The organism is Propioniciclava flava, from assembly GCF_004126535.1.
GTDB classification, from domain to species: domain Bacteria; phylum Actinomycetota; class Actinomycetes; order Propionibacteriales; family Propionibacteriaceae; genus Propioniciclava; species Propioniciclava flava.
In genome coordinates, this window is record NZ_PPCV01000002.1 from 73,825 (window position 1) to 85,314 (window position 11,490).

Consider the following 11,490-nt stretch of genomic DNA (forward strand, 5'->3'; position numbering starts at 1 on the left):
GGGGGACGGGGCGGGCCCGCCCTCCACTGCTCAGGGCTCGGATGGGCGGTCGGCGCAGGCGGCGATGGCCGAACGCAGCCCCGGGGCGTCGACCCACCGGCCAAAGATCGGGCTGTCGCCTTGGAGGTGCACCCCGGCCGACGCCGGAAGCTCTACCGGGTCGAAGCCCAGATCATTCAAAAGCCCTGCGACGAGGGCGTTCGCGCCCGCGTCGTCGGAGGCGACTGCAACGCCGCGCCGCTCGGGGTGCCCTTCGGGGCGCGCATCCGTTTCCATGTCGTGGTAACCGAGGTGGTTCAGCGACTTCACCAGGCGCATCTGCGGATTGAGGCCTGCCACCCACGCAGTGCTGGCGTCGCCGGGCTTGAGCCCGTCCAGCGCACCGTCGACGGGGTACCAGTGGTTCATGGCGTCGACGACGACCTTGCCCGACAAGGCGCCCAGGTCGAGTTGATGCACTTTGGAGAGCGGGACCGCGAGCACGATGATGTCCGAGTCGGCGACGACCTCGGCTTCGGGCAGCAGCGTGGCGCCCGGCAGCATCGTCTCCACGATGAGGCCCTGGAGCGGTTGGCGTCCCGACGCCGCGATGCGGACCTGCCACCCGGCAGCCAGCGCGAGGCGGCCCACGGTGGTGCCGACCTTGCCAGCGCCGATGATCCCCAGCCGTTTTGTCATAACGCCTTCACCGTACCTGGCGTCCAACCGTCTCCTGGCCGTTGTCCGGCCTGGCTATGGGGGATGGTTCGGGGGCGCCCCGGGAGGCAGAGCTGGTTGGGGTGAGTAGCGTGTGGGGTGCATCCGACACTTGAGGAGACCCGATGATCCGCCGCTGGAGCGTGCTCACCGCACTGCTCACCTTGGTTGCTCTGGTGCTGGGTGCGCTCCCGGCGCGAGCGGCCAACGACTGGAAAATCACTCGCTACGACACCGCCGTGACGGTGGACACATCGGGAACGGCGCAGGTCCGCGTCGATTTCGATTTCGACTTCGGTAACGACCCCGGGCATGGGCCCCAGTTGGCCCTCGTGCAGCGCCAGGTGGACGCCGACCCGAACCGGTGGCGGAACCTGGACATCACCCTGGGTCAGGTCACCAGCCCGAGCGGGGCCCCGGCCACGGTGCACACCGAAAGCAACGGGGACGTGCTCGCGATCAGGATCGGGGATGAGGGCCGCAAGGTCAGGGGTGTGCAGCGCTACGTGGTGAACTACACCATCCGTGGGCTCATCGCTCCCGATCACGCCAGCAGCGGGCTCGACGAGTTCAACTTCAACCCCGTCGGAACGGCGTGGGAAGTGCCGATCGCGGGCGTGACCGCCTCGCTGACAGGCCCTATTCCCACGACCCAGGTGGCCTGCTTCTCGGGGCGCTCCTACTCCACGCCGTGCACGGCTACGGCTGAGGGGAACACCATCACGTACGCGGCCCCCGACCTGGCGCCTGGTGAGGGCATGCAGATCATGGCCGGCTACCCGGCGGGCACCTTCGTCGGTGCCGAACCGACGTATTCCCGCCGCTTCACCCCGGCCAACACCTTCACAGCTAACCCGGCAACCCTCGGGACGACGGGCGTCGTCACGCTTGCCGGCCTCGTCTTCGTGGTCGGATCCTGGCTGCGCCGTCGTCGCAATGAGGTCTATGTCGGGCTGACGCCTGGCCTCACCCCGCCCCCCGGGTCGGCTGCGCCCACCAAGCTGATCGATGGCTCACTGCCCGTCGCGGTGGCGTTCACGCCGCCGAAGGGTGTCACTCCCGGTGAGGTCGGGGTACTGCAGGACGGCCGCGCCGACAGCACCGACGTGACGGCGACGATCCTCGATCTCGCGGCCCGCGGGCACATGCAGATCATCCAAGAAGGGGACGGTGACTGGCGTTTCGCCCAACGCCACAGCAACAACGCCGACCTCAACAGCGCCGAGCAGTTCGTGATGGCCACGCTCTTCCAGCGCGGCAACAGCGTGACGACCGACGAGTTGAAGCAACCTAGCTATGCCGAACTCCTCACCCAAGGACGCCACGAACTCGACCTGGTCGTGACCCGGCGCGGCTGGTTCCGCGGGAACCTGACCGCCATGCGCGTGCGGCAGGGCGTGATCGGGCTGGTTCTGCTGCTGGGTGGTGCCGCGTTGACCTTCGTGCTGGCCGTGACGATCGGGTGGGGGCTGCCCGCGTTGGCGCTCGCGCTGGTGGGCCTGCTGGCCCTGGTCTTCCTCTTCGGTGGGCGGGGGCGCTCGGCGGACGGGTCGGCGGTGCTGGTTCAGGCCGAAGGGTTCAAGCAGTACCTCACCACCGCCGAAGCCGATCAGATCCGCTTCGAGGAAGGCATCGACGTCTTCTCCCGCTACCTGCCCTACGCCGTTGTGTTTGGGGTTGCCGACCGCTGGGCCAAGCTGTTTGAACAGTTGGCTGCGCAAGGCCGCTACACGCCGACCGACTGGTATGTGGGCTACGGCACCTTCAACACGTGGCAGTTCTCCTCGGCCATGCACTCCCTGAACGCCTCGCTGAGTTCCTCGTTGATGACTTCGGTCGCAGCCAGCGCGTCCACGAGCGGCAGTTCGGGCGGGTCTGGGTTCAGCGGCGGTGGCGGCTTCGGTGGCGGCGGTGGCGGCGGCTGGTGACCGTTCCCGTACCCGATCTGCTTCGCCCGGCCCATCTGGTTGGCCCCGCACTCATCGGATGCGTCCTTCAGGTGGGAGATGTCGCCCTCCGTATTGTCGAGGTGGAAGCCTACGAAGGCCCTGACGATCCCGCCTCGCACGCCTGGCGAGGGCCCTCGGCCCGTAACGCCACCATGTTCGGCCCCGCAGGGCACCTGTACGTGTACCACATGCACGGCCACTACTGCTGCAACGTCGTCTGCGGTCCCGCCGGGACGCCCCACGGGGTGCTGATCCGCGGTGGCGAGGTCCTCACAGGTTTCGAAGAGGCGCGGACTCGGCGCCCAGGCGTCCCGGATGCCCGCCTTGCCCGCGGCCCCGGGAACCTCACTCGCACGCTGGGGATCACGCGCGCCGACGACGGCTCACCCCTCCTCACCCAGGGACGCATCCGGTTGCTGCCCGGCCACGTGCCCGCGCAGGTGGAAGCGGGGCCTCGCGTCAACGTGTCGCGAGCCTACGAGCGGCCGTGGCGTTTCACGGCGGCGGGATCGCGGGGGGTTTCAGCGTTCAAAGCACACCCCAACGCCCGATCGTGAGGGACGCGCTCACCGCAAGGTGAGCGGCCATGCCTGCCAGGCAGGCGGCCCGGGCCAGTCCTGAGGAGGGTCCTCCCCTGCGCGTCCGTCGATCGCTTCGCGCAACACGTCAGCGTGCCCGGTGTGCCGGCCATACTCCTCGACAAGATCCATCATCAGGCGTCGCATGCTGACCCGGGCGCCCCACCGGGACCCCATCGCTGTCTCGCGGCCCAGACCCGCCGCGCCATACGCCGCTGCGCATCGCTCGCGTGCGCGCACGACGCACCCGTCATACAGCGCATACAGCGCTGCGGGGGAGTCGTCTGCTGCGCTGTCCAGGGCCCACTGGTGAGCGTGGCCCGGCTGATCGAAAGGAGCGTCAGGCGGCATACCGTCGAGATCCCACGCGGACTTGAACGCCTCGCAGGCGGCGAGGTGTTTGAGCAATCCGCCCAGGCTCAACGCGGAACTGGGGAGCCGGAACGCGAGAGCGTCGGCGTCCAGCCCGTCGGCTTTCCAGCGAAACGTGTACCGCAGCCGATCCAGGGCACCAAACACGTGCTGGGCCTCGTCACCGTCCAGGGGTGGCTCCCACACCGGCTGTTCCATGCGCCGACCCTAAGAGCCAGGCATCCACCTCGTCCAGCCATCGAGCCTTGTCGGCGTCCGCAGCGAAACTTGCCGTGATCGAGGAGCGGGCCAAGGCGGCCAGTTCGGCGTCGCTGAGGCCGTGCGCGGTCCGGGCCGTCTCGTACTGGGCGGTGAGCCGCGACAGGAACAACAACGGATCATCGGCACCCAAAGCCACCTGGGCGCCCGCAGCGAGCAGACGACGCAAGGGGACGTCGCTGGGGGAGTGGTAGACGCCCAACTGCACGTTGGAGGCGGGGCACAACTCGAAGGCGATGCCCGCGGCGACCACCTGATCCAGGAGCCGAGGATCCTCCACGGTCCGCACCCCATGCCCCAGCCGCGTCGGCTGCAGGGCCTCCACAACCTGCGCGACATGCTCGGGCCCGCGCAGTTCACCCGCGTGGGGAACCCCGGGCAGCCCGGCCCGCCGCGCGATGCGGAAGGCACCGTCCCACTCGCTTGTGTCGCCCTCCCACTCGTTGTTGCTCAAGCCGAATCCGCACACCTGCCCCGGACCCTGTCCGACATAGCGGGCGGCGAGCCGGGCCAGCGTCCGGGCGTCGAACGGATGCCGGATCCGTGAGGACGCGACGATGACGCCGACCTGGACCCCAGACGCCACCGACGTGCGCTTCGCCTCGTCGAGGATGATCTCCAGGGCGGGCTGCAAACCCCCGACCGAGGAGGCATAGGACGTCGGATCGACCTGAATCTCCAGCCGCCGTGACCCCTCGGCGGCGTCGTCGGCGGCCGCGCGGGCCACGACGGTCCGCAGGGCGTCCTCCCCTTTGACGGCTGCTCGGGCGACGTCGTAGAAGCGCTGAAAGCGGAACCAGCCCCGCTTGTCGGCGGGAACCTCCAGGGCGACCGCGTCGATTAACTGGTCGGGGAGTTCGATTTCGCGTGCGGCTGCCAGTTCCACCAGATTCGGGACGCTCAGCGAGCCGGTGAAATGCAGGTGCAGGTGAGCCTTGGGCAACGTGGCGAGGTCGCGGGGGGTCTCGTGGGTGGGACGCGCGCTCGTTACAGGGGTATGCTTCGCGCCCGCGTCGTCCATGCAGCGATGCTAGGGGGCCACACAACCCATGGCTCAGTCGCGTCCGGGCAGGGGCGCTGCCGGAAGGAGCGCGGCAACCGTGTCTCCGGTGGTGAGTGGGACGACCGTGTGGGTCACCACGTCGGGATAGACCTCCACCACACTGAAGCCTGGGTTGCTCGACTGCCCGCGCAAGTCGCGCCCCGCCGTCAGGTCTTGGGTGTAGACCAGCGAGGGCGCGACGGAGGTGCCGATGCCCGCAAACACCCCGAACTCGCTGTGATGGAAGTGGCCGCTCAGCAGGGCGCGCACGTCGGTGCCGCGCACCACGTCCGCCAGTTCTTCTGGGTGGGCCAGCACCCAGCCCCATGCGGCATCTTGGAGCGGTGGCAACGGCGGATGGTGGATCACGATGATCGTGCCCGCCTCTGCGGGCGTCGCGAGCCGCTCCCGGAGCCAGGCGAGCGTCTCGGGGGCTACCCGGCCCTGGGGATGGTGAGGCACCGTCGAATCGACCAGCAGGATGCGCAGCCCCCGGACGGTGTGCTCGGCCACGATCGGCTCCTCGCCCTCGGCGCCCAGCAGCACGCGACGGAAAGCCCCCCGCTCATCATGGTTGCCGTTGGCCCAGATCACCGGGACGCCCACCGACGCGGCCGCCGTCTCGACGGTCTGCTTGAGCCAGGCATAGGACGCCGCGGTTCCATCGTCGGACAGGTCACCCGACAGCACCCAGGCGTCACAGGCCACATTCCAGGACGTCAAGACGTCGAGAGCCTGACGCAGACGGGCCCGGGCGTCCACGACACCACCCACGGGCGTGCCGTCGCCGGTGATATGGGTGTCGCTGAGATGGGCCACAGTGTGGGTGGGACGCGGTCGCGACATGAATCCTCCAGCAGGCAACGAGGGGAGGGGGAAGACCCGCCGATCCTCAGGCTAGCGGGCCCCTCCGCCAGCGGGCGTGGGCCACCTCGCCTCGACGCACGAACGCCCCGATCCGCACGAGCGAACCGGGGCGTCCAGGAAGCGATCAGTCGTGCAGACCGCCGATGGTGTCCTTGGCGTCACCACCGGGGGGCGGGGTGAACTCGTTCTCGAAGGAGGTACCGCGAGCGCGATCCCAAGATTCGAGAATCTCGGCCTCGGCCTCGGCGCGGCCCGTCCAGATCGCGCCCTCAACCGACTTGCCGGGCTCCAGATCCTTGTAGACCGTGAAGAAGTGTTCGATCTCCAGCAAGGAGAGATCGGGAATGTCAGTGAGGTTCCGGGTCGATTCCTGGCGCTTGTCGGCGATCGGCACGCACAGCACCTTGTCGTCACCGCCCATCTCGTCGTGCATGCGGAACATGCCGATGGCGCGGCACTCGATGAGCGCTCCGGGGAACGTGGCCTCGGGAAGCAGAACCATGGCGTCCAGCGGGTCACCGTCTTGACCCAACGTGCCCTCGATGAAGCCGTAATCGTTCGGGTAAGCCGTCGCGGTGAACAGCGTGCGGTCGAGACGGATCCGCCCGTTGTGATGGTCCATCTCGTACTTGTTCTTGGTGCCCTTGGGGATTTCCACGGTCACGTCGAAGTGGAGCGGGGGCTTCACCTTGGGCCGTTCGAAGGATGCTCGCATTACCGTCCTTGGTTGCAGTGGTTGGCGTCCGTGCAAATACAGGCTACCGGTTGCGCGATGATGGGGGGAATGCGGGAGCCCGAATCGAACGGGGGAACGGAGGGTGTCGGTGAGCCGTGCGCGAGGCACACGCGGAGCCGGATGGGCGTGGCCAGCCCTGGTGTGGATCGTGGCCGCGACGCTCATAGCGGCGACGGTCGTGCTGCAGGGAGTCATCCGTCCGCAACTGGCCGCCGACCCCCTGGTCGGCGGTGGCCGCCTGGACGCGCCGAGGACGGCTCCCACACCCGCCCCGGTCCTGCCAGGCCTCGGAACCCCGACACGGACGGTCGATCCCGCGACGCTCGCACAGACCCTGGAAGGGCTGCCTCGCGAAGGCTTGGGGGACGTCGCGGGGCTCGTGGTGGACGCCACGACCGGTGCCCAGGTGTACCGGGTCGGCGCGGGCGTCAAGACGCCTGCCTCCAGCATGAAGGTGCTCAGCAGCGTCGTCGCCTTGGACGTGCTCGGCCCCGACGCACGCCTAGCCACGCGCACCTACCTCACCCCCACGGGCCAGGTGATCCTGCGTGGCGGCGGCGATCCGCTGCTGGCGTCGGCGCATCAGGACGCCTACCCGCACGCCGCCTCCTTGGACGACCTCGCCGCCGTGACCGTCGACGCGCTGCGGGCCCGCGGGGTGACCTCGGTCGCGCTGGGCTATGACGCCACATTGTTCGGCACACCGGCGTGGAACCCGCACTGGCCCGAGACGTTCGCCACCTCTGTCGCCCCGATCACCGCGCTCACCGTCGACCATGCGCGGCCCACCCCGGGTTCGTGGGTGCGCAGCCCTGATCCCAGCCGACTGGCTGCCGATGCGTTCGCCTCACGATTGAGCGCCGCGGGGATCGCCGTCACCGGAGTCGCGGCGCAAGCCACGCCGAGCGATGCCGAGCAGGTCGGCGAAGTGCTCTCGCCCCCGGTCGGTGTCGTGGTCGAGCACACGCTGGCCGAGTCGGACAACGACGCCGCCGAGACGCTGCTGTGGCAGGTGACGGTGGCTCGCGGCCAGTCGGCGACGCCGACGACGGCCGCCGCTCAACTCGTCACGGAACTCACGCGCCTGGGGCTGTGGTCGGACGGGATGGCGGTGTACGACGCAAACGGCATCAGTGCAGAGAACGAGGTCAGCCCCGATGCGCTCGTGGGTGCGGTGCGGCTGGCCGTGCAACGCCCCGACCTGCGCCGCCTCCTCACGGGTCTGCCTGTGGCCGGGGTCAGCGGGACGCTCGGTGAGCGCTTCGGTGCCGCCGATTCCCTGGCCGGACGCGGAGTGGTGCGCGCCAAGACCGGCACGATCCGGGGCGTGAACACCCTCACCGGATACGTCGTCACTGCGGACGGGCAGCCGTTGGCGTTCGCGTTCATGACATCGGGCGGGGCCGGGCAGACGTCTGCGCGGGCCTGGCTCGACCGGGCCTCCTCAGCCTTGGCGTCGTGCGGGTGCTGAGGCGGCGGCCCGCCTAGGCTGGCCCCATGCCCGCGCTTCCCTTCCTCGACACCCGCGTGCCGGGTGCCGTCGGTGCTTCGCTTGTTCCGCCGGGCCCCACGATGGCGCCCGCAGACATCGCGGCGCTGGTGGCGTCCCTGCGTGCCTCGCTGACGGCGTCGGTCGCCCCCGTCGCGGACGTGACCGGCCTGGGTGAGGTGGCAACGGGGCCCATGCTGGTCATCGACCGGGCGACGTGGGTCTCCGCGAACGCCGACATGGCCGCGACGATGCTCGCCGAGGGGGCGGGGGAGCCGTGGCCGGTGGCGCAGCGGATGCGCGACACGATCGAGGGACGCCTCAACGGCGCCCAACTGGGTGGCCTGCTCGCCGTCTTGTCCTCGCGCATCCTGGGGCAATACTTACCGTTCCTACGGACGCCGACCTTGGTGGTGGTGGCGCCCAACGTCATCAAGGTCGAACGCGAACTCAACGTGTGCCCAGCCGACTTCCGGCTGTGGGTGTGCCTGCACGAACAGACCCATCGGTTGCAGTTCGCGCGGGCACCCTGGTTACGCGGCTACCTCATTGAACGCGTCGGCCGATTGCTGCGGGCGGGCGATGACTCCACGCCACGCGCACAGCGTCCCTCGTCGCTGTTGGAGGTCGTGACCACCCCCGAGCAGCACGTCGTCCTCGAAGAGGTGACGGCGGCGATGAGCCTGCTGGAGGGCTACGCCGACGACATGATGGACCGGGTCGGTCCGGCGGTGGTGCCGAGCGTGGCGACCATCCGACGCCAGTTCAATCAGCGTCGCGCCCGGGGTGGATGGACGCGGGTCGTGAACAAGCTGTTGTCAATGGACCTGAAGCTTGCCCAGTATCGCGACGGTGCCGCGTTCTGCCGCGCGGTGATCGCTGAGGTGGGCGTCGAGGGACTCAACCGGGTGTACGACGCGGCACCGAACCTGCCGACCCCCGCCGAGATCGCCGACCCGCACCGCTGGGTCGCCCGCGTCCACGGCTGATGGCGCGCAAGGCGCTCGGCCCGGCGACGCTCGCCGTCGTCCAGGCGGTGGAGGCGCTGCCCGCTGAGCCGTGGGTGGTCGCCTGCTCCGGCGGTGCGGATTCGCTCTCCCTCGCCTGGGCTGCTCACCTGGTCGCCGGGCGTCGAGGCACGTCGGTGCGCGCCGTCGTGGTGGACCACGGTCTTCAGGCGGGGTCCGGTGAGATCGCGGCGGACGTCGTGCGCATCCTCGCGTCGTTCAACCTGGATGCCCAGGTTGTGCCCGTCACCGTGGAGTCGCAGGGCAACGTCGAGGCCCAGGCGCGGGAGGCGCGCTACGCCGCTTTGGAGCGCGAAGCGGGCGGCGATGCCGCCCTCTTGCTTGGCCATACCCTCGATGACCAGGCCGAGACCGTCTTGCTGGGGCTCGCCCGCGGGTCCGGGCCCCGGTCGTTGGCGGGCATGGCCGCCCGCCGCGGACGCCTGACCCGCCCGCTGCTGGAGCTGCACCGGCACACGACGGCACGCGCCTGCGCGGAGGTGGGGCTGGAACCGTGGCACGACCCCATGAACGCCGATCCGCACTTTGCCCGCGTCCGGACGCGAACCCGTGTGCTGCCGATGCTGGAGCGCGAACTGGGCCCCGGTATCGCCGAGGCGTTGGCCCGCACCGCGGACCTGTGCCGGGATGCCGCCGAGGCGCTGGACGCCGCAGCGGCACCGCTCATCAGCACCACCCTCGATGTCGACGTCCTGGCCTCGGCGCAGCCGGGGGTCCGGCGGGCGGCGATCGCCGCCTGGCTGACGGAGCGGGGCGCCCCCTCGGCGTCCTGGGTGCATGTCACCGCAGTGGAGGCGCTGGTCACCGACTGGCACGGACAACGCGGGATCGATGTGGCGGGGGGAGCCGTGCTCCGGAAAGAGGGCGACCTGGTTTACGTGCCGCGATAGGCTGTCGCCCCGTGGATGCTACGCAGATCAGCTCGGAACTCACCCGGGTCCTCTACACCAACGACCAGATCCAGGCACGGCTCGCCGACATCGCCGCTGAGATCGACGAGGAGTATCGCGACAAGGACCTACTGCTGGTCGGCGTCCTCAACGGCGCGGTCATGGTGATGGCTGACCTTTCCCGGCACCTCACCGTTCACCTGCAAATGGACTGGATGGCCATCTCGTCTTACGGGTCGGGGACGCAGAGTTCGGGAGTCGTGCGGATCCTCAAGGATCTGACCACTGACATTGAGGGCCGCCACGTCCTCGTCGTGGAGGACATCATCGACACCGGCCTGACGCTGGCCTACCTCATCCAGAACTTGCACTCACGCAAGCCCGCCAGCCTCAAGATCATGACCATGTTCCGCAAGCCGGAGGCGCTCAGCAGCCCGGTCGAGGTCTCCCACGTCGGGTTCGATCTGCCCAACGAGTTCGTGGTCGGCTACGGCCTCGACTACGCGGGCCGGTACCGCAATCTGGTCGACGTCGCGACGCTGGCCCCGCACGTCTACAGCTGACCCGCTGACGTTAGGGGGCGTCCCCGGCGATGGCCCGCAAGGCTGCCACGTGTCCGCGCCACTGGTCGCGGCCGTCGGCGCTGAGGGAGAGCCACGTGCGGGGGCGCTTGCCCACGTAGCCCTTCTTGATCGTCACGATGCCGAGGTCTTCCAGCGCTGAGGCCTGGCGTGACAGCACCGAGTCGCTGACCTGCAGTTGGTCGCGCAGAGTGGCGAAGTCCATCGATTCGGTCGCATTCAGCGCCGCCACGAGGGAGAACCGGACCGGGTGGGTGAGGGCGTCCACCAATTGGTGACGGGGATGCTCGTCGCTCACCGGGACGCCTCCGCCCAGGCCCCCACCCAGGCCGTGACGGTCAGCGCGACGGCGGACGCGATGAGGAACCAGGTCTGTCCGGCGAACCACCACGAGGTGCCGAAGATCGCGACCACCCACAGGGCGCCCCACGTGATGAGGGTGAGGGTCCAGCGGCGGCCGAAGCCCCGCTTGACGGCGCGCCCGAAACGCCAGGCGAACACGAAGAGTGCTCCGGTCCAGGCGAACAGCAGGGTGAGGGGCAGCCACATGAGCGCAGGGGGGATGTAGGAGAGGGCAACCAGGGCGAGCGAGGAGGCCGCACCCAGCCCCATCAGCCCGGCAATGTGGGGCCAACTGGCTCCGGCGCGGGCCGTGGCGGCCACGCCATCGGCCTGTTGCAGGAGGGCCCGGGCCTCGTCCGGGTTGAGGGAACCGGTCATCGGACGGCTTCCAGGGCGGCGATGCGTCGCGACAACGAGACCCAGACGGACGTACCGGTGACGCCAGCCGCGATGGCGGCTGAGGAGGCGACGACGACGAGGCCGGGCTGCTGGGACGCCAGACCCCACGCCACGAGGGCGACCATGCAGGTGATGGCCAGGCCGGGCCCGACCCAGGCGTAGCGGCGGGAGGTGCGCAGACGCTGGAGCGTGTGATCGTTCATGGCGGTTCCTTTCGTCGGGCCGCGTGGCGGGGAGCCGAAGCGGCGTGGCCACACGCTAAC

14 protein-coding genes are annotated in these 11,490 nt (G+C 69.5%); 6 read left to right on the top strand and 8 right to left on the bottom strand.

Annotation, left to right across the window (positions count from 1 at the left end; all coding sequences use genetic code 11):
* Positions 1-30: 30 nt before the first annotated feature.
* On the bottom strand, positions 31-705 hold the full coding sequence (locus tag C1706_RS03080; RefSeq protein WP_284690546.1) for an NADPH-dependent F420 reductase: 675 nt from the start codon (positions 703-705) through the stop codon (positions 31-33).
* Positions 706-821: 116 nt separating this feature from the next.
* Between C1706_RS03080 and C1706_RS03085 the strand changes: the two genes are divergently transcribed.
* Positions 822-2,624, top strand: coding sequence for a DUF2207 domain-containing protein (locus C1706_RS03085; RefSeq protein ID WP_129457762.1), 1,803 nt, complete (start codon positions 822-824; stop codon positions 2,622-2,624).
* Positions 2,621-3,202 (top strand): DNA-3-methyladenine glycosylase, encoded by a 582-nt coding sequence (locus tag C1706_RS03090; RefSeq protein WP_241653400.1) that lies wholly within the window; start codon positions 2,621-2,623, stop codon positions 3,200-3,202. Before C1706_RS03085 ends, C1706_RS03090 begins: the two co-directional genes overlap by 4 nt.
* A 9-nt stretch (positions 3,203-3,211) precedes the next feature.
* Here the strand turns inward: C1706_RS03090 and C1706_RS03095 are convergent, their stop codons facing one another.
* The 4 genes from C1706_RS03095 to C1706_RS03110 all read right to left on the bottom strand — a co-directional run bounded on the left by C1706_RS03095 (position 3,212) and on the right by C1706_RS03110 (position 6,477).
* Complete coding sequence (locus C1706_RS03095) at positions 3,212-3,793, bottom strand: mycothiol transferase (protein ID WP_129457763.1); 582 nt, start codon at positions 3,791-3,793, stop codon at positions 3,212-3,214.
* A complete protein-coding gene (locus tag C1706_RS03100; protein WP_129457765.1) occupies positions 3,756-4,874 on the bottom strand; it encodes an adenosine deaminase in 1,119 nt (372 codons plus the stop codon). Before C1706_RS03100 ends, C1706_RS03095 begins: the two co-directional genes overlap by 38 nt.
* 33 nt (positions 4,875-4,907) lie before the next feature.
* Positions 4,908-5,741, bottom strand: coding sequence for a metallophosphoesterase (locus C1706_RS03105; protein ID WP_129457766.1), 834 nt, complete (start codon positions 5,739-5,741; stop codon positions 4,908-4,910).
* A 145-nt stretch (positions 5,742-5,886) separates the two neighbouring features.
* Entirely contained in the window at positions 5,887-6,477 is a 591-nt protein-coding gene (locus tag C1706_RS03110; RefSeq protein ID WP_129457768.1) for an inorganic diphosphatase, read from the bottom strand.
* 109 nt (positions 6,478-6,586) lie between these two features.
* On the opposite strand from C1706_RS03110, the gene dacB reads away from it, so the two are divergent.
* Genes dacB through hpt form a run of 4 tightly spaced genes read left to right on the top strand, consistent with a single transcriptional unit; the run spans position 6,587 to position 10,468 of the window.
* Complete coding sequence (gene dacB, locus C1706_RS03115; protein WP_164987405.1) at positions 6,587-7,969, top strand: D-alanyl-D-alanine carboxypeptidase/D-alanyl-D-alanine endopeptidase; 1,383 nt, start codon at positions 6,587-6,589, stop codon at positions 7,967-7,969.
* 26 nt (positions 7,970-7,995) lie between these two features.
* Positions 7,996-8,976, top strand: a complete 981-nt coding sequence (locus tag C1706_RS03120) for an Rv3626c family coenzyme F420 biosynthesis-associated protein (RefSeq protein ID WP_129457771.1) — start codon at positions 7,996-7,998, stop codon at positions 8,974-8,976.
* The gene (gene tilS, locus C1706_RS03125; RefSeq protein WP_129457772.1) at positions 8,976-9,905 is read left to right on the top strand and encodes a tRNA lysidine(34) synthetase TilS; all 930 of its coding nucleotides are present in this window, start codon (positions 8,976-8,978) and stop codon (positions 9,903-9,905) included. Before C1706_RS03120 ends, tilS begins: the two co-directional genes overlap by 1 nt.
* A gap of 11 nt (positions 9,906-9,916) precedes the next feature.
* A complete protein-coding gene (gene hpt, locus C1706_RS03130) occupies positions 9,917-10,468 on the top strand; it encodes a hypoxanthine phosphoribosyltransferase (protein WP_129457773.1) in 552 nt (183 codons plus the stop codon).
* Positions 10,469-10,478: 10 nt separating this feature from the next.
* Here hpt and C1706_RS03135 read toward each other — a convergent pair whose 3' ends face one another.
* The 3 genes from C1706_RS03135 to C1706_RS03145 are packed head-to-tail and all read right to left on the bottom strand — an operon-like array spanning position 10,479 to position 11,430.
* Positions 10,479-10,784 carry a winged helix-turn-helix domain-containing protein gene (locus C1706_RS03135; protein ID WP_129457774.1) on the bottom strand — a complete coding sequence of 102 codons (306 nt, stop codon included), beginning with the start codon at positions 10,782-10,784 and terminating at the stop codon, positions 10,479-10,481.
* On the bottom strand, positions 10,781-11,206 hold the full coding sequence (locus C1706_RS03140) for a hypothetical protein (protein WP_129457776.1): 426 nt from the start codon (positions 11,204-11,206) through the stop codon (positions 10,781-10,783). The genes C1706_RS03135 and C1706_RS03140 overlap by 4 nt, the downstream gene beginning before the upstream one ends.
* Positions 11,203-11,430 (bottom strand): hypothetical protein, encoded by a 228-nt coding sequence (locus tag C1706_RS03145; RefSeq protein WP_129457778.1) that lies wholly within the window; start codon positions 11,428-11,430, stop codon positions 11,203-11,205. The genes C1706_RS03140 and C1706_RS03145 overlap by 4 nt, the downstream gene beginning before the upstream one ends.
* Between the last annotated feature and the right edge of the window lie 60 nt (positions 11,431-11,490).